Source organism: Kitasatospora sp. NPDC051164 (assembly GCF_044455625.1).
In the GTDB taxonomy this organism is placed as follows: domain Bacteria; phylum Actinomycetota; class Actinomycetes; order Streptomycetales; family Streptomycetaceae; genus Kitasatospora.
Genome location: NZ_JBITFB010000041.1, coordinates 15,852 through 38,221 on the forward strand (window position 1 = coordinate 15,852; position 22,370 = coordinate 38,221).

Here is a 22,370-nt window from a genome sequence, read left to right on the forward strand (position 1 = left end):
CCGCGCGGACGGCGAGACCGTCCGGGCCACCGTCGCGGAGCCGTGCGGGGTCACAGCAGCAGCGCCCCCGCCGGCGCCCGCATCCGACGCCCGTACGCGGTGAGCGCGAGGACACCGGCCCCGCGCACCGGCGTCCCCGGCCCGAGCGACAGCGGATCGAGGCTCAACTCACCTGCCAGGCGCGGCGCCAGCTCCAACAGCTCCCGGACCCACTCGTCCTCGTCGTCGCCGTCCGGCTCCACCCACCCCTCCACCAGCGCGGGCAGCCCGAGCTCGGCTCGCCGCCGCTGCTCGTACCCGAGCGGCGCGCCGAGTTCCAGGTGCCGCGTGTCCTCGCCCGGGATGTACGCGAACCGCCGTACGGCCGCGCCGTGTTCGGCGACCAGCACCGCCGAGCCGTCGTTCTGCGCGCTCCACCAGTACGCCTGGGCACGCCCGTAGCGGGCGCTCAGCCGCTCGCAGGCCGCCAGGACCTCGGCGGCACGCTCGGCATCGCTCGGATCGCACCAGGCGCCGACGACCAGCGTCCATCCGGCCGGCTCAGGGGTGACGAACACCCGGCGGAAGGCGTCGTGCCGATCGTCGTCGAAACCCCCGTGACCGTCGATGTCGGCCGCGTACACACCGGCCGCGAACGGCACCGGGCGCGGCGCGGACAGGCCGAGCAGGTCCATCACCCCGGCCTGGTCGCCGGTGGCGACCGCGATCCACGACAGAAAGCAGCAGGCGAGCGGCTCCGGCGCGTCCTCGGGCGCCTTCACCCGCACCAGCCGCTCCAGCGCCGCCAGGTCCCGGGCGCCGATCAGCGCCTCCCCGCCGATCTCCGCGAGCGCCTCCAGCGCACCCGCCCGCGCGGCCCCGGGCCCGTTGCGACGCACCGCCTGCAGCAGGGGCACGACGTCCTCGCCCCACGAGCAGAACACCCGCACCGCCGCCTGCCGCACCTCGGCATCCGGATCACCCAGCAGCGGCACCGCGCTCTGCGCAACCGCCGCCGGCTGCGCATCGCCGCGCTCGCGCAAGGCCCATGCCGCCGCCCGCCGAACCGTCGCATCCGGGGAGCCGAGATCCCGTACCGCCTGCCGAGTGTCCACGGCCCGCCACGCTGGCCCGCCCCACCGACAACTCCCCCGGCTCCTCCGCCCGGGCCAGGCCACCCGCGCCGGATTGGCCCGGGACAGCGCGCCCGCCGCCCCCTACGCTCGGGCGCACAGTCGATCAACGGAGAACCCGCATGCACCCCGAACTCGCCGCCGATCTCGCGCGGTTGCCCGAACTCCTGGAGGAGACCCGGCAGCAGGCCCTCGCCTTCCTCGACGGCCTCGCCGACCGGCCCGTCGTCCCGCAGGCGGCCCCGCCCGGCGCCGGATCCGTCGGTCCGGCGAAGCTCGCCGAGGCGGGCGGCGGGTTGCCGGCGGCGCTGGCGGAGTTCGCCGAGCGGTGGGAGCCGCGCCTGTCGGGCAGTCCCGGGCCGCGGTACTTCGGGTTCGTGACCGGTGGTGCGACCCCGGCCGCACTGGCGGGCGACTGGCTGACCTCCACCGTCGACCAGAACTCCAACTCCTCGCTGGACCCGGCCGGTCAGCACCTGGAGCGGGAGACGGTCGGCTGGCTGCGCGAGCTGTTCGGGCTCTCGGCGGCGCACCACGGCACCTTCGTGAGCGGCGCGACCATGTCGAACACGGTCGGACTGGCGATCGCCCGCGAGTGGCTGGGCGAGCGGCTCGGCGTGGACGTCGCCGAGGACGGGGTCGGCGCGCTGGGCCGGGTCCGGGTGCTGTCGGGCGGCGCGCACTCCTCCGTCTCCAAGGCGCTGTCGGTGCTGGGCCTGGGCCGCACGGCGCTGCGGTCCGTGCCCCTACTGCCCGGCCGGGAGGCGGTGGACGTGGCCGCGCTGGAGCGGGCGCTGGCCGAGGCCGACGGGCCGTGCATCGTGGTGGCCAACGCGGGCACCGTCAACACCGTCGACTTCGACGACCTGCGGGCGATCGCCGACCTCCGCGAGCGGTACGGGTTCTGGCTGCACGTGGACGCCGCGTTCGGCGCCTTCGCCGCGCTGTCGCCGGAGCACGCGGAGCTGGTGGCCGGCCTGGACCTCGCCGACTCGGTCTGCGTCGACCTGCACAAGTGGCTCAACGTGCCCTACGACAGCGCCGTGCAGTTCACCCGCCGCCCCGACCTGCAGGCCCAGGTCTTCCGGAACGCCGCCGCCTACCTCGGCCCGGTCGGCGAGCACCCCGACCTGGTCCACCTCACCCCGGAGAACTCGCACCGGCTGCGCGCCCTCGCCGCCTGGTTCACCCTGCGCGCGTACGGCCGCGCCGGCCACCGGGAGATCGTGGAACGCAACGTCGCGGGCGCGCGGGCGCTCGGCGAGGCGGTCGAGCGGATCGACGGCCTGCGCCTGCTCGCCCCGGTGCGGCTGAACGTCGTCTGCTTCACCCTGGCGACGGATCCCACCCCCGAGCGCCTCGCCGCCCTCGCCGCCGAGCTGGCCGACGACGCCTTCGTCACCCCGACCCGCTACGCCGACCGGCCCGCCCTGCGCGCGGCGTTCAGCAACTGGCGCACCACGGAGGCCGACGTCCGGCGGACGGCGGAGGCACTCGGGCAGGTCGTCCGGAAACTGACCGCCGACCGGCGCCTCGAGGCCTGACGGCGCGGCCCGGTGCCGGCCCCACGACGATGACGATGGGGACGGCACCGGGCCTGAGCACCGGGCCTGAGCACCGGCCCGAGCACCGGGCCGATGGCTCAGCTCCGGTGGTGGTCCCCGCTCCCGCCGTCGATCAACTCCCGCAGGATGTCCAGGTGTCCGGTGTGCCCGGACCGTACCAGCCACTGCCGGCAACCCGGCTCCCCGACCGCGGCTCCCCGACGGCGGCCCGCTGTTCCGACCCCGGCTCCCCGACGGCGGCCCGCTGTTCCGACCGCGGCCGGCCGTTCCGCCGTGCGTGTCATCCTGAGCGCCGCCCACGCAACACGCCTGCCGCGCCTTGACCTTCACACCGTGTGAAGCCCGATGATCCTCCCATGACCGCCACACCGTACGACCCGTACGCGCTCCTCGCACAGAGCCGCCTCGGCATCCTCGCCACCATCAAGGCGGACGGCCGGCCCCAGCTCTCCCCCGTCATGCCGTTCTACGACCCGGAGACGAACGTCATCCTGATCTCCACCCGGGACGGGCTGGCCAAGACCGCCAACCTGCGCCGGGACCCCCGGGTCAGCCTGGAGGTGACCGGGCCGGACGGGCGCTCCTGGGTCACCGCCGAGGGCATCGCCACCCTCACCGGTCCGGGCACCGACCCCGACGGCCCCGAGGTCGAGGCGCTGGTCGACTACTACCGCAGCGCCGCCGGCGAGCACCCCGACTGGGCGGAGTACCGCGAGGCGATGGTCTCCGACCGCCGGGTGCTGCTCACCGTCCCGGTCGACCACGTGTACGGCACCCACCTCTGAACGGCCCGGGTGAACCGCCCGGGTGAACCGCCCGGGTGGGCGCGGCCACCGTCACGGGGGTACGGTGGCCGCGCCCGCCCGCGGCTCAGCGCAGCGTCGCGGTGACCACCGTGGCGTCCAGGTCCTCCTGCCGGCTCGCCACCGCCGTCAGCCCGGCCGCCCGCGCCACCCCGAGGGCTGCCGCCACCTGCCGCTCACTGGTCTCGAACAGCAACGACCCGCCCGCAGCCAGCCACCGGGGCGTCTCCGCGACCACCCTGCGCAGCACGTCCAGGCCGTCCGCGCCGCCGTCGAGCGCCGGCCGGGCCTCGTGCAGCCGCGCCTCGGGCGGCAGCAGCGCGAGGTCCCCGGTCGGGACGTACGGGACGTTGGCGATCAGCACGTCCACCCGGCCGCGCAGCGCGGCCGGCAGGGCGGCGAACAGGTCGCCCTGGTGGATCCGCGCCCCGGTGCCGGCCAGGTTGCGGCGGGCGCAGCGGACCGCCTCCGGGTCGATGTCCGCCGCGTACAGCTCGACCGGGTGCCCGGCCCCGGCCGCCACGGCGGCGCCCAGCGCACCACTGCCGCAGCACAGGTCGAGCACCACCGCGCCCGGGCCGCGGGGCGGGCCGGTCAGCGCGGTGGCGGCGGCGGCCAGGAACTCGCTGCGCCGGCGCGGCACGAAGACGCCCGGGTCGACGGCGATCCGCAGACCGGCGAACTCGGCCCAGCCGACAACGCGTTCGAGCGGCCGCCCCTCGGCACGGGCGCGGACCATGGCGGCCAGGTCGGCGGGCGCGGCTGCTGCGCGGAGCAGGATCCGCGCCTCGTCCTCGGCGAACACGCAACCGGCTGCACGCAGCCGGGAGACCACCGAGGAACGGAGAGCGACGGAGGAGAAAACCGGCAAGAGAACCCCTTGGGGAAGACGGGAGGAAAGCGAACGGAGGAAGAAACGACTCCGTCAGGGCTCCCGCAAGGGCCGACACCGCGCCGGTGCGTCACCCGCGCTAGACGCGCGAGGCGCCCGCACGGCCGCGCTCCGGGAGCACCCGCTCGGACATTCCGGTAATGGGTCTCACCTCCCTGAATCACGGTCATACTCGGCATCAGCCACCCTACCGCAACGCCGGTCGGCGGCACGTGCCGGTCGCGCGGGGGCCTGTGCCGGCAAGGGAGTTCGCGCGCCGGTCAGGCGGGCTCCGCGCCGGGCAGGCCGGCTGCACGCCGGGCAGGCGGTTCGCGCGCCGGTCAGGCGGGCTGCGGTACCGGCGGCCTGGTGCGGTAGGAGCCGGCCGTGCCCGGGGGGACCAGGCAGGGCAGCAGCCAGTCCCAGAGAGCGCCGACCCGGCGGGCGTGCTCCTCCGCGGGGCAGCCGTCGGCGAACACCACTTCCAGGCCGCAGGCGGCGGTCACCACCAGGATCTCCGGGCCGAGCCCGCCCGCGCGGTCGCGCAGCTCGCCCGCGCGGCGGGCCCCGGCCAACAGGTCCCGGACGACGGCGGCCCAGACGCGGTGGAAGCCGCGCATGCCCGCGAGGGTCTGCCGGGCGTCCACCGCTCCGGTTTCACCCGGATTCGGACCGCCCGGCCTGGCTTCGCCGGCCTTCGGCCCGCCCGGTTTGACGTCACTCCGCTCGGCCCCGCCCGGCTCGACCCCACTCCGCTCGGCCCCGCCCGGTGGGGGTTCCGCCTGCCAGCCGCCGTCCTCGCGGCCGAGGCGGAACGCCGCCCGGACCACCGGGTCCGCCCCGAGGGCGTCGACCAGCCAGTACCCGGCGTCGATCAGCCCCTGGAGCGGGGAGGAGGCGGCGCGCTGGTCGCCGCAGGCCGCGCGCAGCGAACGCTCGGCCTGCTCGAACACCGCTCTGGCCAGCTCCTCCTTGGAGGCGAAGTGGAAGTACAGCGCCCCCTTCGTCACCCCTGCGGCCGCGGCGATCTCGCCGAGGGTGGCACCCGCATAGCCATGGCGGTCGAACAGCCCCGCCCCCGCCTCCACCAGCCGCCCGCGCGTCCGTTCCGACCTCTGCTGGACCACCCGTCCCACAACCCCTCACGACGACAAGCACGTTCCGACCAAGCCCCGGTGGCACCCGGGCGGGCGCCGAGTCCTCCGACCGTCGCCCTCAGCCGACCCGGCTGAGCCGGGCCGCCGCGGTGTCCGCCAACGCGGCCGCGCCCACAGCGGGTTCGCGCTCCGTCTGCGCCGTCCGCTCCGTCCGCTCCGGACCGACGGGTCGCTCGGCGGCGGCGGGCCGTTCCGGCCCCATGAGCAGGATGGAGCGCTGCAGCCGGCGCAGACCGACCGAGGGCTCCATGCCCAACTCCCGTACCAGGGTGTTCCGCAGCCGCTGGTAGGCCTCGAGGGCCTCGCCGCGGCGCCCGGAGCGGTGCAGGGCGATCATGTACTGGCCGTGCAGGCTCTCGTGGGTGCGGTAGCGGTCGACCAGGACGGTGAGTTCGGCGAGCAGGACGCGGTGGCGGCCCAGCCGTAGGTCGGCGTCGATCCGCTGGTCCAGCGCGCAGAGCCGGGTCTCCTCCAACCGCTTGGCTTCGACGGCGAGTTGGCCGCCGACCGGGACGTCCGCGAAGGCCGGTCCGCGCCACAGCGCGAGCGCCTCGCCGAGCATCCGGGCGGCCAGCGGGTGGTCCTCGCCGTCGATCGCCCGGTAGCCCATGCCGGCCAGCCGCTCGAACTCCCGGATGTCCGTCAGTCCGCCGCCGCTGTTCAGCATGTAGCCGCCGGGCGAGGTCACCAGGACGTCCTTGGCGCAGGACACCCCCGCCTCCTCGCCGGCCCGGGCGAGCGCCCGGTCGATCAGGTCGCGCAGCTGGAGGACGTACGTCTGCACGGTGGTGCGCGCACTGCGCGGCGGACGGCCGGACCACAGCTCGTCGGCCAGCACCCCCGCCGGAACCACCTGGTCCGCGCGGAGGGCCAGCAGCCCCAGCACCTGACGCGGCTTCGGCGCCGACGGCACCACCGACACCCCGCACACCCGGACGTCCAACGCCCCGAGCACCCGAATTTCCACGATGACCACCCCAATCACACGGAACGCCGCAAGCTCGTCGCTGCGGCCGGCACCCGGGTCGACACCCCTGGGGGCAACTGCCACCAGTGAAAAACAGGACGCGCGGTTTGTCAATACAAAACCGAACGTGCTGTTTGTTTTTGAAGGCGGGCCGCCTGGGCACTGCAAGAAGCCACACGACCACCCTCGGTAGTGTTCGCAGGGCAAACCAAAGGCGGCGTGACCCCGTGGTCCCGCCGCCGCCCGCGCGCCCGATCCGCCCTCAGCCCCCCTGCACAGGAGGCAGGTTGAGCTCCCGTCAGCCCACGCCGATGCCCGCCTGCGCCTCGACCGGCACGTCGTCGCCCTCGTCCCCGCCGCCCGCGTCCGCACGGGCCGCCGCGATCTCGGCGACCACCTGGGCACCCCGGTCCGGCCCCATCCGCAGCGATCCGAGCACGCCGGGCACCGCGATGCTCGGCATCAGGTGCTGGAACAGCCCCGACACCCGAAGCTCCAGGTCAGCCCGCCCGGAAAGCTTCTGGGACTGGATCTGAACTCCCGTCCACGCCGCGATGATCAGCCATGCGGTGTCCGCCGGAACGACGTGCGGCAGCAGCTCGCCGCGCTCGCCGGCCGCCAGCAGCAGCGCCTCCATCCGGCCGATCCACCCCGGGATGGCACCGCCGCCGAGGTCGTCGAACACGTCCTGCCCGAGCGAGAGCCGGGCACCCGCGCTCAGCAGCGGGTCACGCGGCATCAGATGCGCGACCACCATCCCGGTGTCCACGAACTCCTGGAGCTTGCAGCTCCGTTCGGGAACTCCGTCCTGGGAGAACTGTTCCTCGACCACGCCCTGCGCGAGATCCCGCTTCGACGCAAAATGGAAATACACCGCACCACGCGTCACACCGGCCCGGGAGACCACCTCGCCGATGGTCGCGCCCTCGTACCCGAACTCGTCGAAGACCGACGCCGCCGCCTCCAGGATCAGCCGACGCGTCCGGAGCGCCCGCTCCTGCCGTACCACCGCAACCACCCCGCCCTGAGATGCCGGAAAACAAAACCAAACACCCCGTATCTTAGCTGCGCCCAACCCGCAACCGGCAAGACGATGTCGGTTAATCACCCAACCCCTCCCCCTTCCCCACCACCCGCCGAGCCCCCACCTGAAGGTCCGTCACCACAGGCCTCGCCCACCGCGGCGGTGAGGCCTCTTCCCAGGTTTCTTCCGCCCGTAAAAACCGAACGATTGGTTTCTTTGACGGTAATTCCGAAGCTCGCCGCAAGCCTACGGCCGATCTCCGCACCCGGTGCCGCTCCGCAACCGCCGCCCTCGAGCGCGGCGTCGTACGGATCAGTCGACCGTACGGTCGCAGCGGCCGAAACGGCCGAAACGGCCGTACCCGGGGGGAACCATGAAGCTCGACCCGCTGCGTCGCCATGCCGCCATGGCGACGGCCACCGGGCTGGCACTCGCCGCCCTGGCCTCCTGCACCACGTCCACGAAGACGGGCCCTGCCGCCTCCGTCACCATCCCGGCGACCGCCGTCAGGCTGCCGCTCGCGGACAGGGTCGCGGCCGGCCTGGAACGGATCCGCGCCACCGCCCAGCACAATCCGCCCGGAGAACAGTGGGGCCACTACCAGGACGAGGGCGGCAGGATCTGGTACTTCTGGCCCCTCCCCGACGGACGGTTCTGTCACGGAAAGGAGTTCGAGCTCGGGGACCAGGACATCCAGGAGGTCGGCTGCACGAGCAACCCCCTCCCGGACGACGGCACGCCGGCCGTGAACGCCCTCCTGGGCCCGGCCAGTGTGACCGGCGGCCGGTGGGTGAGTTTCCTCTACGCGGACCAGGAGGACGTCCAGGACATCGCCTGCGGCGACCTGCACTTCACCGCCCGGCGCATCGCCCGCTTCCCCGGCACCCACGGACCGCGCACCCTCTACGCCGTCAGCACGCCGTGGGCCGCGCTGGGCCTCCTGCACGCCCGGGTCCGCCGCGCGGACGGCACCATCGCCCCCGACCTGGCGCGGTTCCCGGACGGGAGCGAGTCCGCACACGTCTCCGGCGAACGCGTCTGCGCGTGAGAAGTCGGCCAGGCCGACTTCTGGTGCCAGGCCCTACGACTCCGCCACGTGCAGGATGAGGCGCCGGGCGGCGCGCTCCGACAGGATGCGCTGCTCCTCGACGGCGGCCGGGTCCATCGGGACGGGCGGGGCTCACGTCGTCCCGGCTCAGGTTGCGGGGAGTCAGGTTCGGAGTCACCACGCAAGCCTCGCGCGCAGGTGCGGTGGCGGTCCGCGTGGGTTCGCGGGTCCGGCCCGGTGTCAGGTCGCCCAGGGCAGCCGCATGGTTTCGAGCTCGACGTCGCCCAGCAGGGCCTCGATGAGGTCCGGGGGTCCGGCGACCTTGGTGGCCCAGAGGTCGTAGTCGGTGCACAGCACCCAGGAACGGTCGGCGGCCCAGAGGTTGGAGGGGCTGGCGTCGACGTCGGTGGTGTCGTAGAGGGCTTCGGCGTCGCCGAGGCGGCCCGCGCGCACATGGACGTTGTCGAAGTCCCCGAGCATCAGCGGGTTGTAGTAGGCCAGGCACCGGGTGTCCGGGCCGGCCGGACTGTACGCGGTGAGGACGGCGATCAGGCGGTTCCAGGTCTCCCGGTCGAGGCTCCCCTCGGTGGGCGGGACGATGCCGAGCGGCCAGCTGCCGTCCTTCTTCGCCGACGGGAAGCAGCGGTTGCAGGGCAGCAGCCCCTCGGGCACCACGGGATCGCCGGTCCGCTCCGCGAGCTCCGCCCAGCGCAGCCGGCGCCAGCCCGGCCCCGGGTGCTCGGCTCGGCCCAGGTCACCACCCGTGACGACACCCACGGCATCGAGGTCCACGCCCATGAACACACGCGGCTGCGCGCTCCCGTCCGCCAACCGGGTCTGCCGGTAGTCGTTGTACGAGAGCTCGCTCGGCCCCCGCTCATGCTCGTACATGGCGTTGAGCACCCAGACGGCGTCGGGCATCGCGGGCGCCATGAACCCGAGCACGCCGTCACCGCACAGCTCCCCCAGCCAGTCGGTCTCGCCGGACGGCGCGAGCGGCCACCGGCCGGACACCGGGTCGGCCTGCGGGTCTGCCGGCAGGTCGATCCGGGCATCAGGCTGGGCATCGGGCTGGGCATCAGGCTGCTCGGGCATCCGATCATGCTCCCACAGCGCCGGATCACGGACGCCCCCGGACCAGCGCAGGGGCGAGCAGGGCAGCTGCGACCGATACAGGAATGAAACGCTCTCTACCGGATTCTGCTGTCATCGATGAAGGGATGAGACTCGCCGTAGACGGGACTCTGACGTCGCGTCCCTACGGTGCCTGACATGTCACCTATCCATGACCGGATCGGCGGTCACCACACCAGGACCCGCAACCGAGCACGCGCCCAAGTCGTCCTGACAGCAGTCGTGTTGGCAGCCGGCACGGCGCTGGCCGCGCCCGCAGGAGCCGCAGGAGCCGCAGGAGCCGCAGGAGCCGCAGGAGCCGCAGGAGCCGCAGGAGCCGCAACGAAGAACGGGGCCGCAGGGAGCGGGCCCGCCACAAGCCGGGTGGTCGTCCATCCGGAGGCGGTCACGGCCGCGCAGCAGCAGGCCGTCCTCGGCTACTGGACCCCCGAGCGGATGGCCGCCCTGACCACGCCGTCGTCCGGCAATACGCCCAGGAGTGCCCCCGACGGAGCTCCGTGGACCGGCGCCGACACCCTGAGCAGGACGGTCGGCAGGCTGTTCTTCACCAACCACGGTGAGGACGAAAGCTGCACCGCGACCGTCGTGAACAGCGCCAACCGCAGCACCGTCGTCACGGCGGGGCACTGCGTCAACAGCCCCGACCTCCTGGGAAACGACAATCAGTGGCTGTCGAACGAGCTGTTCGTCCCGGGCTACCACGACGGTCTCGCACCGTACGGCACGTTCGTCGCCCGCGCCGGGGTCGCCGACGCCACCTGGCTCCGCAACAAGGAGCACCCGGAGCCCCGGGGCGAGTGGGGCGCTCCCTGTGTGCTGGGCGGTGGCTCCAGCGGCGGTCCCCGCATCGCCGACTTCGACCCGTCCTCCGGGATCGGCACGGTGGGTGACGACACCCTGAGTGCCTTCTTCGACTCCTCGGGACAGGTCTGCGACCACGGCAACGCCGCCTGCCTCCGGCACCTGGTCGGCCCGCAGTTCACCTCCGCGATCACGAAGCCGCTGTACAAGGCCGCCGAACGCTCCTGAGGCGTCGGCGCCGGCACGCCCCGATCCGGTGGTCACGACCGCCTCCCGAATCGAGCCGCGCCCGACCAACCCCACCCGGCCAACCCGACCCGACCCAAGATTGGCAACGATGTCAGCCCTCCACCGAGCATTTCCCCGCAAGCTCGCCGCCGCGGGAGCCCTCCTGCTGAGTGCGACCACCGCCGCGGTGCTGCTGCCGGACACGGCCTTCGCCGCGGAGCAGGAATCCGTCACGACGCACTCCGGCGCCACAACCGAACAGGAGCGCAGCCGGATCGACACCTACTGGACGCCGATGCGAATGAAGCTGGCGGGCGCCATGGTCCCCGAGATCACCCCCGTGCCGGAGGACGACAACACGCCTGACGATCCGCATCCGCTTCCCGCGAACACGCTGGATCCCGGATCGACCTGGACGCACGGCGGAGCGGTGAACACGAGCGTCGGCCGTCTCTTCTTCACCTTCGCCGACGGCTACGACGGCAGTTGCACCGCAACGGTCGTCACCAGCGCGAACCGCAGCACCGTCATCTCGGCCGCGCACTGTCTGCGGGCCATCGGGGCTCCCGGCACCGACGCCACGTGGAACCACAACCTCTACTTCGTGCCCGGCTACCGCAACGGAACCAAACCGCTCGGCGGCTTCACCATCAGGAGCGTGGCCACGTCCTCCCGCTGGGACGCCGATCCGAGCACGACGACCTCGGACGGTATCGCCGTCGCCGGCTACGACACGGGAATGCTCGTGGCCAACCCTTCAGCCGGGGGACGGCGGGTCGCGGACGTCACGGGAAGCCAGCGGATCGCGTTCACCAAGCCCGTCAAGGACGAGTTCATCCACACCTTCGGGTACCCGAAGGACCGACTCAACAACCCCAGCGCCTCCTACACCGGATCACGCATGATCCACTGCGCCGGACCGGCCCAGCCCGGCCCCAAGGCCCCCCTGCTGTGGGGTGAGCCCTGCGACATGTCCCACGGGGCGAGCGGCGGCCCCCACCTCGCACAGTTCGACACCCGGACCGGCATCGGCACCGTCGTCGGCGTCACCACCACCAGCGACGAACTCGCGGGTGGCCAGAGCAAGACGCTCTACGCCACCCGCCTCGGCGACAGCGCCCGCCGCCTCTACAGCTGGGCGCAGACCCGGGTGGCCTGACCTCTCGGTCGGCGCCTCCTCGTTCAGCCCGTACTCGTTCAGCCCCGGTTCGGTCCGTTCAACCCCTCCTCGACCGGCACCTCCCCCGGTCGAGAAGGACCCGTGCCCGGCCGACGGCGCCACACCCGTTGCCGACCAGCGGCTTCCACAACCAAACGGTTGAACAAGCGGGCGGAGCGGCGTAGCGTTGTTCTCAACCAATCGGTTGAGGATGAACAGGGGTGTGCGGTGGCTGTCGACCAGCTGTCCCGGGCGTTCGTGGCCCTGGCGGATCCGACGCGGCGGGACATCGTGGCCCGGCTGTCGATCCGGGACGCGACCGTGGGTGAGTTGGCCGAGTCCTACGCGATCACCATGCAGGCCGTCTCCAAGCATCTGAAGGTGCTGGAGGAGGCCGGGCTGGTGAGTCGCAGCCGGGACGGGCAGCGCCGTCCCTGCCACCTGGAGCCGCAGGTGTTCGACGTGATGACGAGCTGGATCGAACGGTACCGGCGCCAGGCCGAGGAGCGGTTCGGCCGCCTGGACGCCCTCCTCGCGGACATGGCCGACCACACCGCCCACCCCCGCACCGACAACGACGAAGACAACGAAGACCACGAAGGCAACAACGACACCGAAGACAACGACCGACCGAAGCCCCAGCAGAGCGAAGGAGTCCCGTCATGACCTCCACCACCGGCCCCGAGACCCGGATCGAGGCGGACCCGCAGCTGCCCACCATCCGGATCGTCCGCGAGTTCGACGCCCCGCAGGAGCGGGTCTTCCAGGCCTGGACCGAGCCCGAGCTCGTCGCCCAGTGGCTCGGCCCGAAGGACCTCGAGATGAAGATCGACACCTGGGAGGTGCGGACCGGCGGCCACTACCGCTACTCGATGCACCGCGAGGGCCAGGAGATCGCCGCCTTCTACGGCTCCTTCCACGAGGTCCGGCCGACCACCCGGCTCGTCCAGACCTTCACGTACGAGGGCGTGCCGGACGGCGTCTCGCTGGACACCGCGACCTTCGAACCCGCCGGGGAGGGCCGCACCCGCGTGACCGTGCTGTCGGTGGTCGACAGCCTGGTGGCCCGGGACGCCATCCTGGCCAGCGGCATGGAACACGGAGTGGTCGAGGGCTACCGGAAGCTGGACGCCCTGCTCGCCCCGAGCTGACCCGCCTCGGCACGCCGGGCTTCCGCGCGGTCAGGGCGGCGCGGCCATCCCTCAGGGCAGCACGGCCACCGCCTCGACCTCCACCAACTGGTCGGTGTACCCGAGCACCGAGACGCCGAGCAGCGTGCTGGGCACGTCGTGCTCCCCCATGTACGCGCGGTAGACGTTCCACACCCTCACCAGGTCCGCCCGGTCCCCGGAGGCCACGTACACGGTGGTCCGGGCGATGTCGGTGAGCCCGGCGCCCGCGTCCTCCAGCACGGTTATCAGATTGCGCATCACCTGGTGGGCCTGTCCCTCGTAGACGCCGACGGAGACCGTCCGGCCCTCCTCGTCGAGCGGGCAGGCCCCGGCCAGCCACAGCGAGCGCGCCGGGGCTTCGACCACCGCGCCGTAGGCGTAGTCGACGGCCGGCGTCAGACGCGTGGTGCGGATCAGCTTGACGGCGCTGCTCATGAGGTCCTCCTACGGTCCCGACCGAACGTTCGCGCCCATCGTTGGCTCTACCTGAACGACCGTCAAACCATTTAGCGAGGAACTTCCCGCCGTTCCAAGGCCGGTGCGCCCACGATTCACCGTTGCGGGTGATGGCGGACGGCCCCGCCGGAACGGAATCCTGGTGCCGCTACGCGCACTTCCACCCGCAACCACCGTCCGGGAGCCGCCCATGGAACCCCAACCGTCCGACCGCGACCAGGGCACCGGCGTCGGCCGGCGCCGCATGCTCGGCCTCGCGCTCGGGGCCGGCCTGGTCCCGGCACTCGCCGCGGCGGCGCACGCGATCCCCACCGCGCCGCCCGAGAGGAGCACGTCGCCGAGCGACGCACTGGGCCTGCGGGTCGCCGCCGTGGCCGCGGCCCAGATCGGTGTGCCGTACGCCTGGGGCGGCGGAGACCGGCTCGGCGCGAGCCTCGGCTTCTGCGACGACGAGAACGGCTACCTCAACGGCGTGTGCCTGGGCGAGAAGACGGTCGGCTTCGACTGCAGCGGCCTGTCGCTCTACTGCTGGTACCGGGCCAGCCACGGCACCGTCGAGCTCGGGCACTACACCGTCGCGCAGTTCAACCGCAGCGCCCCGGTGGAGCGCGACGCGCTCGCCCCCGGCGACCTGCTGTTCTTCTCCCGTCCCGACGCGCCCCTGCACCACGTCGGGGTCTACGTCGGCGACGGCGCGATGATCCACGCCGAGCGCACCGGGACGCTGATCGCCCGCGTCGAGCAGGTGCTCGACCTCCCGCGCTGGGCGGGCGAGTTCGCCGGCGCGCGCCGCCCCGGGCAGCCCGTCGGCTGAGCGCCCGCTTCCCCGCTCACAGTCCCCTGCGCGGCTCCCCCGACCCCCGGTGGACCCGCAGCAGCAGCGACTGCAGCACCTCTCGCTCCCCCGCGTCCAGCGGAGCGAGCACCTCGTCCTGCACCGCCCGCGCCTGAGCGTCGAGTTCGGCAAGCAGCGCCCGTCCGGCGTCGGTGATCGAGACCGAGACCCGGCGCCGGTCGGCCCGGTCCCTGGCGCGCTCGACGTACCCGGCGGCGGCGAGTTGGTCGGCCACCTTGGCCAGGTCGCTCGGGTCGAGGCCCAACCGCCGCACCAGGTCCCGCTGGGCCTGGGGACCGAAGTCGGCGAGCGAGGCGAGCACCGCCATGTCCCAGAGCCGCAGGCCGCGTTCGGCCAGCCGCTCGGCGAGCCGGCCGCGGGCCGTCTTCCCGACCCGGGAGAGCAGGTAGGTGCTCAGGTCCAGCAGCGTCGGGGGGAGCTCGGGCGCGCGCTCGGGCTCGGAAGCAGGGAGCTCGGAAGCGGGGGGCGGGTTCTCGGAGGCCATGGCGGAAGTCTAGGGTCTCTCCCTATAGTGGGTTGCAACCCACTAATTTCGGCCCCAACCCATCGCCCCCAGGAGTTCGACCGTGGACGCCCTGTACCCCCGCCTGCTCGTCACCCGCTTCGCCGACTGCTTCGCCTTCTACGGCGCGATCCTCCCGCCGCTCACCGGCGCCACCCTGGTCAAGGGCGCACCCGGGGGCCCGTACGCCAACTGGGACCTCGCCGACCAGGCCGTCCTGGTGCTCTACGACCGCGCCGCGATGGCCGCCACGCTCGGCACCGCCGAGCAGCCGGCCCGCCCCGCCGCACCCGCGCAGGACGCCGCGATGCTGGCCTTCCGAGTGGACGACGTGGACGCCGCCCTCGACCTCTGCCTGCGCCACGGCGGCACCCTGGCCGTCGAGGCCACCGACCGCCCGGAGTGGGGCCCGAACCTCCGGACCGCCCATCTGCGCGACCCGGACGGCCACCTGATCGAGCTCCAGTCGTACTGAGAGAACCGTCCCGCTCGGCCCGGGCCCGCCCCACCCCGCCCCACCCCGAGCCAAGGCGTGACCACAGGAGCCGATTCTCCGACGTCCGCGGCCGGCGACCCGGCACGCGCCCGACGGCCGGCGGCCGGCGGCCGGAGCACCCGGCGGGCCGAGCCGTCAGCGGTGGTAGACCTGCAGCTCGCGTACGGCGTCGTTGAACTTCGGCCCGAGGTAGCCGGCGGGCAGGCCCAGGACCTCCTCGTCGTTGAGCGGCGACCAGAGGTGCACGGTGTTGCAGTTGTTGTAGCCCTGCATCGAGGACACGCTGAGCGCCACGTCGATGTAGTTCACCAGGTGGTAGCCGGTGGAGTCGCAGCCGCCCGCGTCCCCGTAGAACGTGTAGATGACGCCGCCACCGAAGTTGATGTCCTTGTACTCCTCCAGCAGCAGCGTGCGGTCGGCCGGTTGCTCCGCCGTGCGGGTGCGGCCGTCGGCCCGGGCGAGTGCGTCGGCCCGGGAGTCCGGCGAGCAGGCCCGGCCGAGGACCGGCGAGGCCGCGTCCGCGCCGGGGACGTGCCCGAGCACGGCCGCGCAGTACTGGACATCGGGCACGGGCAGCGGGCGGAGCTGGGCCGAGCCAGCCGGAGCGGCGACGACCGCCCCGGCGAGGGAGAGACAGCCGGCGAGGGCGGGGGCGACGAGTCTGCGCGGGATGCGCACGGGATACCTCCGGTACAGGTGGCAGAGGGGGACAGCGGCGGCCCTGGACCCGGCCGCCGCGCCCATTCGACGGGCGGCCGCCACCCACGGCGTCACCGACACACCGCGCACCGCACTAGTCGTACGTATGCCACCGGCCCCGGGGTCCGACCCCCGTGCCCCTCGCCCGCGCGACGGCCCGGTCACCCCTCCGCGCCGACCTCCCACAGCTCGGCGCTGCACGCGGCCACCAGGGCACCGATCCGCGCCCAGACCTCCTCGGCCGGCAGCGGCTCCAGTCGGCGGCCGTCCCGCAGGCGCAGCGCGACCCGGTCGTCCACGGCCTCCTTGGCGCCGATCACCGCCTGGTACGGCACCAGCCGGGCCTCCCGGATCCGGGCGCCGAGGCTGCCGTGCTCGGGACCGGCGACCTCGGCGCGCAGGCCGAGGTCCAGGCAGCGCTGCCGGAGCCGTTCGGCCTGCGGCAGTTCGGCGTCGGAGATCGGCAGCAGCACGACCTGGGCGGGCGCGAGCCAGGCCGGGAACGCGCCGCCGTACAGCTCGATCAGGTGGGCGACCACCCGCTCGACGCTGCCGATCACGCTGCGGTGGACCATCACCGGGCGGTGCTTGGCGCCGTCCGGGCCGATGTAGTGCAGGTTGAACCGTTCGGGCTGGTGAAAGTCGATCTGGACGGTGGAGAGGGTGAACTCGCGCCCGGCGCCGTCGGCGATCTGCACGTCGATCTTGGGCCCGTAGAACGCGGCCTCGCCCTCCGCCGCCTCGAACGGCACCCCGGAGCGCTTCAGCACATCGGTGAGCAGCGCGGTGGCGCGCTCCCACAGCGCGGGATCCGCCACGTACTTGCCGCCGTCGCCGGGCAGCGAGAGGCGGTAGCGGACCGGCACGATGCCGAGCGCCCGGTGTGCCTCGCGGATCAACTCCAGCGCGGCGACGGCTTCGTCGGCGGCCTGCCCGGGGGTGCAGAACACGTGCGCGTCGTTCAGCTGGATCGCCCGGACCCTGGTCAGTCCGCCCAGCACCCCGGACAGCTCGGAGCGGTACATTCCGCCCAACTCGGCCATGCGCAGCGGGAGTTCCCGGTAGCTGTGGGGGCGGGAGCGGAAGATCAGGGCATGGTGCGGACAGAGGCTGGGCCGCAGCACCACTTCCTCCGAGCCCAGCTCCATGGGCGGGAACATGTCCTCACGGTAGTGCGCCCAGTGGCCGGAGATCTCGTACAGCTCTCGTTTGCCGAGCACCGGGGAGTAGACGTGGCGGTAGCCGGCCCGGCGCTCGCGGCCTCGGATGAACTCCTCCAGGGTGTGCCGGATCGCGGCGCCACCGGGCAGCCAGTACGGGAGGCCGGAGCCCATCAGCGGGTCGGTGTCGAAGAGGTCGAGTTCGCGGCCGAGCTTGCGGTGGTCGTGCTGGGGGCGGCAGCTCCGGGGCTGGTCGGGCAGGGGCCGGCCGTGCGACGGGTGGGCGTTCATGGCAGTGGTCTCCACTCTGGGGCTGCGGGCGAGTGGAGCCGGAGACGACGAAGCCCCGGGGCACTCGCCCCGGGGCTTCGGACTAGGTCAGCAGTCAGCGCGCCGGGACTCTCTCCGGCGTCGTCGTGACGAGTGCAGCGCGCTTCATGCGATCAACCGTAGCAGGTCGGAAGACGCGCGAAAGATCTTTCCGAGGGGGTCCGACGAACTGCCTCGACAGGCGGGCGGCTTCAGTACAGGACGACGCAGCCGCGCGCACCGAGCGCGTCCAGCACCCGGGCGGACGGCCGCACCTCGTTCCACCGCAGGTCCAGCTTCTCGAGCGCGGGCAGCGCACCCGGTTCGTCCAGCCAGTGCGGCAGTTCGGTGATCCGGTTGCCGCGCAGGTCGAGGCGGCGCAGCACCGGCAGCCCGGCGAGCACGGCCGGCACCTCGGTGAGGGCGTTCTCCCTGAGCTCCAGCTCGCGCAGCTCGGTGAGGCCGGCCATGGAGTCCGGCAGTGCGGTCAACTCGTTGCCACGGAGCCAGAGTTCGCGTAGCGCACGGAGCCGGCCGATCTCCTCGGGCAGCGCGCCGAGGCGGTTGTGCTGCGCGCGGAGCTCGACCAGGGCGGTCATCTCGCCGATGGCCGCGGGGAGTTCGGTGAGCCGGTTCTCGCCGACGTTGAGGTAGCGCAGTGCGGTGAGCCGCCCGAGGGCGTCCGGCAGGGCGGTCAGCGCGTTGTCGTGCAGGTAGAGGAAGTCGCCCAGCCCGGTGAGGTCGCCCAGCCCGGCGGGGACCTCGGCGAGCTTGTTGTGCCCGAGGTCGAGGGTGCGCAGAGCGGCCAACCGTCCGATGGCCGGGGGGAGTTCGGAGATCCCGGTGTCGGCGAGGATGAGCACCGTCAGGTCGGTGCGGTCCCACACCTCGGCCGGCACCTCGTCGAGCGGCTGCCGCCAGAGGTTCAGGGTCACGTCCGTCACGGCTGCACTCTACTCTCGCCCCCTCCCCTCGTGGGAGGAACCGGTCGCGCACCCGCCGAAGGAGGGCCCACGCCTTCAGGCGGAGGCCCTCCGGCGGAGCGGCTACCGCGCCGGGGCCGGGCGGACCGGGTGCTTGCTCATGATGGAGACCCGGTTGAAGGAGTTGATGGCGATCGCCACCCACACCACCGCCGAGATCTCGGCCTCGTTCATCGCCTCGCGCGCGGCCCCGTACGCGGCCTCCTGCGCGGCCGCGTCGGCCGGGTCGGTGGTCGCCTCGGCCAGTGCGAGCGCGGCGCGCTCCCGCGGGTCGAACAGCTCGGTGTCGCGCCATGCCGGGAGCACGCCCAGCCGCTGCGTGGTCTCGCCCTCGCGCAGCGCGGCCTTGGTGTGCACGTTCAGGCAGTAGGCGCAGCCGTTGATCTGCGACACCCGGAGGTTGACGAGCTCCACCAGTCGACGGTCCAGCCCGGCCTCGGCCGCCACCTCGCGCGCCGCCTCGGCGGCCGCGACGAGCGCCTTGTACGCCTGGGGGCTCTGCTTGTCGATGAACACCCGCCGGTCCGTCGGGACCACCGTCACATCACTCACCTGAACTCCTCGGGCCGATCACTGTTTAGGCTGATCACTGTCGCGCGCCACTCTGCCATGGCATGATAGTTGAATATAGAACTACCATGCACCTGGGAGGGACCCCGACCGTGAGCACCACCGAGACCGACCTCATCGAGCCGCCCGCCGCCCCCCGCGTGGAGGTCCTGCCCCCGCGCGACGTCCCGCTCGGCGGCCCGCGCGCGATGACCGTGCGCCGGACGCTGCCGCAGCGTTCCCGCTCCCTGATCGGCGCCTGGTGCTTCGTGGACCACTACGGCCCCGACGACGTCGCCCACACCGGCGGCATGGACGTCGCCCCGCACCCGCACACCGGCCTGCAGACCGTCAGCTGGCTGTTCACCGGCGAGATCGAGCACCGGGACAGCCTCGGCGTCCACGCGTTCGTCCGACCCGGCGAGGTCAACCTGATGTCCTCCGGCCACGGCATCGCCCACTCCGAGGTCTCCACCCCCGCCACCACCACCCTGCACGGCGTCCAGCTGTGGGTCGCCCTGCCGGAGGAACACCGGCACACCGGCCGCAACTTCCACCACCACGCCCCGACCCCGGTCGCCCTGGCCGGCGGCGAGGCCCGGGTCTTCCTCGGCACCCTCGCCGGCGACACCTCCCCCGTGCCCACCTTCACCCCCCTGCTCGGCGCCGAACTCACCCTCCGCCCGCACGCCACCGTCACCCTCGCCGTCGACCCCGCCTTCGAGCACGGCCTCCTGGTCGACTGCGGCGAGGTCCGCCTCGCCGACACCCCGCTGCACGCCGCCGACCTCGGCTACCTCGCCCCCGGCTCCACTGCCATCACCCTCACCAACACCGGCGACACCGATGCCCGGACGATCCTGCTCGGCGGCACGCCCTTCGAGGAGCAGATCGTCATGTGGTGGAACTTCATCGGGCGGTCTCACGAAGACATTACCCGAGCCCGCGAAGAATGGATGAGCTCCGCGAACCCCGACCGCTTCGGCGAGGTCCAGGGCTACCCGGGCGACCGGCTGCCCGCCCCGGAGCTCCCCGGGATCCCCCTCAAGCCCCGGGGAAACGTGCGCTGACCTGGGTGTTCGCCGATCGGGGGTGCGGCAGCCGGGTCCGCCGCACCCCCGAGCCGGAGTCCCCTGCGCCCACCCTCGAAGCGCCCCCGCCGACACTCGGCTCCGCACTTGACGCGTGACATCGTTCGACCATCCGCGACAGCGTCTGACAGGACCGATGCTGACTCAATGCCGAGTTTGCTGACGGTCCATCAGAATCGATCGGAGCACTCACGGAGCCCGGGAAGTCATCGTCGGGTGGCGCCGTGAGAACCGGCGGATGCCCTGGCACGGCCCCCTCGCCGGCTGCCGAAGGACGGTCACTACCGGAGCGGCGCGGGTCGGAGAGGACAGCCACCATGCCGCCTGTCCCCCACCGACGATCTTGCTTCAAGCCAGTTATTACGTTCGCGCCCTGCGGGGCCTTCCGAGCCCCCTCTGCCGGCAAGCACCTGCCGACCCGCCCCGCCTCGGCGCTAGGGTGACCCCCATGGCGGACGTCCCAATGGCAGCGGCACCCTTGGTCGAGGCCCTGGATGCCCTCGTCGGGCGCGCCTGCGAACCGCCCACGGGCACCTCCCGGGCGAAGCAACTGCGCTGGGTCACCGGCGAACTGCGCACCGCCCTGGAGAGGGGCGCGATCGCGCCGACGGCCGCCGGCTCACTCGCCCTGCTCTTCGCGCCGGACACCCTCGCCGCCTACCTCACAGCCGCCGAGCGGGGCGGACTGCGGCGCAAGCCCGCCGCACGACCCGACCAAGCCTCACCCGCGTCCATGCGCGTCCGGGAGGACTGCCTCCGCATCCTCGGCGACCAGGCCGGCATCACCGTCACGACCCCGGACCGCAACCGGCCGCGGGCCGAGCTCCGGCCGGTGGTCGCCGCCCGCCCGCGCAGCATCCTCCTCGGCCACCTGGAACACTTGGCCCGCCCCGGCCGGTCCGAATCCCGCAGCCGGATCCTCGCGATCATCGGCACTGTGCTGGACACCGGCTGCCGCGCCGGCGAACTCTGCGCCCTGCACACGGACGACGTCGACCTGCACCACGGCACGATCCGCCTCACCCGACTCCCCCAGCACCGCAACCCGCACACCACGCCCGCCACCGAGACCGTCGCCCTATCCAGGCCCACCCAGGCCGCGATGCGCCACTGGCTCACCATCCGCGGCCACCTCGTCGTACGCGACACCACCCAACCCGTCGGCCCGGGTAACGAGACCACCGACGCCCTGTGGGTGAGCATCGCCCCCAGCGGCCACCCCCGCCCCGGCCTGCCCCTGCACTTCCGCGGCCTGGCCCGCGCCTATGCCCGCGCAATCCGCGACCTCAACACCGAGATGGCCGCAGAACCCGGCTGGCACCCCCTGCCCCAACGCATGGAACAACTACGCCGCGCCATCGAACTCGAACCGGCTGCCCCCGACGGTGCGACCCTCCTCCGCCGCACCCCCACACCTGCCGCTGGCCCCGAGGCCGCGCCCGGTGAGCAGCGATGAGGTCTCGATACCAGGCGTACGAGGCCTTCGGGATGCGCCGCCGCGTCGCGAAATCGACGGGAACGAGGCCGAACCTCTGACAGAACAGCCCCTCAGCCCATTCGAAGTTGTCGAGGAGGGACCAGGTGTAGGACGTCGATGCCTTCGGCGACGAGGCCGTCGAGGTGGGCATCCGGTCGCCGAGGCGGTCGGCCACCACGGTCGCGTACTCGGCGAAGCGGTACGCGGTGTCGCGGTCGAGCCAGCCGCCGTTGTCCTCCAGACCCTGTGGGAGGTCCCAGTGGAAGAGGGTGGGGAGGGGCACGATGCCCGCCTCCAGCAGGGCGTTTACCAGGAGATCGTAGAAGGCAAGTCCGGCCGGGTTGACGGCGCCGGCACCGGCGGGCAGGACGCGGGACCACGAGAGCGAGAAGCGGTAGCCGTCCAGCCCGAGGCCCTTCATCAGGGCGATGTCCTCGGGGTACCGGTGGTAGTCGTCGCAGGCCACCGCGCCCGTGTGCCCGTCGCGGACGGCGTCAGGGCAAACGCAGGCCCGTGGCTCCCTCGGCCAACGACAAGGCCAAGAGGGATGAACCCCTGCTGTACTCGATCACGGAGGCCGCGAAGCGCCTGCGCGTGGGCGTGGCCTGGCTTCGTTCGGAGTCGGCCACCGGCCGCGTGCCGTACCGGGAGATCGGCCGCCACCGCATGTTCAGCGAGGACGATCTGGCTCAGATCGTGAAAGACGCGTACCGGCCCAGCAACGGGAGGACGCGCGGCAGACGCCGGTGAG

Annotated in this window: 24 protein-coding genes and 2 pseudogenes; 12 read left to right on the forward strand and 14 right to left on the reverse strand. The window is 73.0% G+C overall.

Annotated elements, in window-relative coordinates; all coding sequences use genetic code 11:
• Positions 1-50: 50 nt before the first annotated feature.
• Positions 51-1,094: a HEAT repeat domain-containing protein gene (locus tag ACIBEC_RS40385; protein WP_360505115.1), complete on the reverse strand. Its 1,044-nt coding sequence runs from the start codon at positions 1,092-1,094 to the stop codon at positions 51-53.
• A 140-nt stretch (positions 1,095-1,234) separates the two neighbouring features.
• Between ACIBEC_RS40385 and ACIBEC_RS40390 the strand changes: the two genes are divergently transcribed.
• Together ACIBEC_RS40390 and ACIBEC_RS40395 are read left to right on the forward strand one after the other, a co-directional pair.
• On the forward strand, positions 1,235-2,656 hold the full coding sequence (locus ACIBEC_RS40390; RefSeq protein WP_360505113.1) for a pyridoxal-dependent decarboxylase: 1,422 nt from the start codon (positions 1,235-1,237) through the stop codon (positions 2,654-2,656).
• Between the two features lie 377 nt (positions 2,657-3,033).
• Entirely contained in the window at positions 3,034-3,462 is a 429-nt protein-coding gene (locus ACIBEC_RS40395; protein WP_360505111.1) for a PPOX class F420-dependent oxidoreductase, read from the forward strand.
• A gap of 85 nt (positions 3,463-3,547) precedes the next feature.
• On the opposite strand, the gene ACIBEC_RS40400 is transcribed toward ACIBEC_RS40395, so the two are convergent.
• The 4 genes from ACIBEC_RS40400 to ACIBEC_RS40415 form a co-directional block, all read right to left on the reverse strand.
• Positions 3,548-4,351, reverse strand: a complete 804-nt coding sequence (locus ACIBEC_RS40400; protein ID WP_360505109.1) for a putative protein N(5)-glutamine methyltransferase — start codon at positions 4,349-4,351, stop codon at positions 3,548-3,550.
• Between the two features lie 341 nt (positions 4,352-4,692).
• The gene (locus ACIBEC_RS40405; RefSeq protein ID WP_360505107.1) at positions 4,693-5,478 is read right to left on the reverse strand and encodes a TetR/AcrR family transcriptional regulator; all 786 of its coding nucleotides are present in this window, start codon (positions 5,476-5,478) and stop codon (positions 4,693-4,695) included.
• A gap of 88 nt (positions 5,479-5,566) precedes the next feature.
• Positions 5,567-6,475: an AfsR/SARP family transcriptional regulator gene (locus ACIBEC_RS40410; RefSeq protein WP_360505105.1), complete on the reverse strand. Its 909-nt coding sequence runs from the start codon at positions 6,473-6,475 to the stop codon at positions 5,567-5,569.
• Between the two features lie 298 nt (positions 6,476-6,773).
• Positions 6,774-7,484 carry a ScbR family autoregulator-binding transcription factor gene (locus ACIBEC_RS40415; protein WP_360505103.1) on the reverse strand — a complete coding sequence of 237 codons (711 nt, stop codon included), beginning with the start codon at positions 7,482-7,484 and terminating at the stop codon, positions 6,774-6,776.
• A 388-nt stretch (positions 7,485-7,872) separates the two neighbouring features.
• Between ACIBEC_RS40415 and ACIBEC_RS40420 the strand changes: the two genes are divergently transcribed.
• Positions 7,873-8,547, forward strand: coding sequence for a hypothetical protein (locus tag ACIBEC_RS40420; RefSeq protein ID WP_360505101.1), 675 nt, complete (start codon positions 7,873-7,875; stop codon positions 8,545-8,547).
• Between the two features lie 240 nt (positions 8,548-8,787).
• Here ACIBEC_RS40420 and ACIBEC_RS40425 read toward each other — a convergent pair whose 3' ends face one another.
• Positions 8,788-9,642: a hypothetical protein gene (locus ACIBEC_RS40425; RefSeq protein WP_360505099.1), complete on the reverse strand. Its 855-nt coding sequence runs from the start codon at positions 9,640-9,642 to the stop codon at positions 8,788-8,790.
• A gap of 402 nt (positions 9,643-10,044) precedes the next feature.
• Between ACIBEC_RS40425 and ACIBEC_RS40430 the strand changes: the two genes are divergently transcribed.
• The 4 genes from ACIBEC_RS40430 to ACIBEC_RS40445 all read left to right on the forward strand — a co-directional run bounded on the left by ACIBEC_RS40430 (position 10,045) and on the right by ACIBEC_RS40445 (position 13,020).
• The gene (locus ACIBEC_RS40430) at positions 10,045-10,710 is read left to right on the forward strand and encodes a hypothetical protein (protein ID WP_360505097.1); all 666 of its coding nucleotides are present in this window, start codon (positions 10,045-10,047) and stop codon (positions 10,708-10,710) included.
• 109 nt (positions 10,711-10,819) lie between these two features.
• Entirely contained in the window at positions 10,820-11,869 is a 1,050-nt protein-coding gene (locus ACIBEC_RS40435; RefSeq protein WP_360505095.1) for a hypothetical protein, read from the forward strand.
• Between the two features lie 228 nt (positions 11,870-12,097).
• Entirely contained in the window at positions 12,098-12,535 is a 438-nt protein-coding gene (locus tag ACIBEC_RS40440; protein WP_360505093.1) for a metalloregulator ArsR/SmtB family transcription factor, read from the forward strand.
• Complete coding sequence (locus ACIBEC_RS40445; RefSeq protein WP_360505091.1) at positions 12,532-13,020, forward strand: SRPBCC family protein; 489 nt, start codon at positions 12,532-12,534, stop codon at positions 13,018-13,020. Before ACIBEC_RS40440 ends, ACIBEC_RS40445 begins: the two co-directional genes overlap by 4 nt.
• Positions 13,021-13,071: 51 nt before the next feature.
• Here the strand turns inward: ACIBEC_RS40445 and ACIBEC_RS40450 are convergent, their stop codons facing one another.
• Positions 13,072-13,476, reverse strand: coding sequence for a RidA family protein (locus tag ACIBEC_RS40450; protein ID WP_360505089.1), 405 nt, complete (start codon positions 13,474-13,476; stop codon positions 13,072-13,074).
• Between the two features lie 211 nt (positions 13,477-13,687).
• On the opposite strand from ACIBEC_RS40450, the gene ACIBEC_RS40455 reads away from it, so the two are divergent.
• The gene (locus ACIBEC_RS40455; protein WP_360505087.1) at positions 13,688-14,311 is read left to right on the forward strand and encodes a C40 family peptidase; all 624 of its coding nucleotides are present in this window, start codon (positions 13,688-13,690) and stop codon (positions 14,309-14,311) included.
• A gap of 16 nt (positions 14,312-14,327) precedes the next feature.
• Here ACIBEC_RS40455 and ACIBEC_RS40460 read toward each other — a convergent pair whose 3' ends face one another.
• Entirely contained in the window at positions 14,328-14,837 is a 510-nt protein-coding gene (locus ACIBEC_RS40460; protein ID WP_360505085.1) for a MarR family winged helix-turn-helix transcriptional regulator, read from the reverse strand.
• Between the two features lie 82 nt (positions 14,838-14,919).
• Here ACIBEC_RS40460 and ACIBEC_RS40465 point away from each other — a divergent pair, with 82 nt between their 5' ends.
• The gene (locus ACIBEC_RS40465) at positions 14,920-15,330 is read left to right on the forward strand and encodes a VOC family protein (RefSeq protein ID WP_360505083.1); all 411 of its coding nucleotides are present in this window, start codon (positions 14,920-14,922) and stop codon (positions 15,328-15,330) included.
• A gap of 156 nt (positions 15,331-15,486) precedes the next feature.
• Here ACIBEC_RS40465 and ACIBEC_RS40470 read toward each other — a convergent pair whose 3' ends face one another.
• From ACIBEC_RS40470 to ACIBEC_RS40485, 4 genes are all read right to left on the reverse strand, one after another.
• Entirely contained in the window at positions 15,487-16,029 is a 543-nt protein-coding gene (locus tag ACIBEC_RS40470) for a hypothetical protein (protein WP_360505081.1), read from the reverse strand.
• Between the two features lie 182 nt (positions 16,030-16,211).
• Positions 16,212-17,501 (reverse strand): threonine--tRNA ligase, encoded by a 1,290-nt coding sequence (gene thrS / locus ACIBEC_RS40475; protein WP_360505079.1) that lies wholly within the window; start codon positions 17,499-17,501, stop codon positions 16,212-16,214.
• 230 nt (positions 17,502-17,731) lie between these two features.
• A complete protein-coding gene (locus tag ACIBEC_RS40480; protein ID WP_360505078.1) occupies positions 17,732-18,463 on the reverse strand; it encodes a leucine-rich repeat domain-containing protein in 732 nt (243 codons plus the stop codon).
• 102 nt (positions 18,464-18,565) lie between these two features.
• Entirely contained in the window at positions 18,566-19,054 is a 489-nt protein-coding gene (locus tag ACIBEC_RS40485) for a carboxymuconolactone decarboxylase family protein (RefSeq protein WP_360505076.1), read from the reverse strand.
• A gap of 86 nt (positions 19,055-19,140) precedes the next feature.
• Between ACIBEC_RS40485 and ACIBEC_RS40490 the strand changes: the two genes are divergently transcribed.
• Both ACIBEC_RS40490 and ACIBEC_RS40495 read left to right on the forward strand, forming a co-directional pair.
• Positions 19,141-20,121: a pirin family protein gene (locus tag ACIBEC_RS40490; RefSeq protein ID WP_396290194.1), complete on the forward strand. Its 981-nt coding sequence runs from the start codon at positions 19,141-19,143 to the stop codon at positions 20,119-20,121.
• A gap of 469 nt (positions 20,122-20,590) precedes the next feature.
• Complete coding sequence (locus ACIBEC_RS40495) at positions 20,591-21,598, forward strand: site-specific integrase (protein ID WP_360505073.1); 1,008 nt, start codon at positions 20,591-20,593, stop codon at positions 21,596-21,598.
• A gap of 46 nt (positions 21,599-21,644) precedes the next feature.
• On the opposite strand, the pseudogene ACIBEC_RS40500 reads toward ACIBEC_RS40495, so the two are convergent.
• Both ACIBEC_RS40500 and ACIBEC_RS40505 read right to left on the reverse strand, forming a co-directional pair.
• Positions 21,645-21,770, reverse strand: a pseudogene (locus ACIBEC_RS40500) (family 1 glycosylhydrolase); the annotation flags it as partial.
• Positions 21,765-22,118, reverse strand: a pseudogene (locus tag ACIBEC_RS40505) (family 1 glycosylhydrolase); the annotation flags it as partial. The pseudogenes ACIBEC_RS40505 and ACIBEC_RS40500, both read right to left, overlap by 6 nt.
• 14 nt (positions 22,119-22,132) lie before the next feature.
• On the opposite strand from ACIBEC_RS40505, the gene ACIBEC_RS40510 reads away from it, so the two are divergent.
• Positions 22,133-22,369 (forward strand): helix-turn-helix domain-containing protein, encoded by a 237-nt coding sequence (locus ACIBEC_RS40510; protein ID WP_360505071.1) that lies wholly within the window; start codon positions 22,133-22,135, stop codon positions 22,367-22,369.
• Position 22,370: the final 1 nt, after the last annotated feature.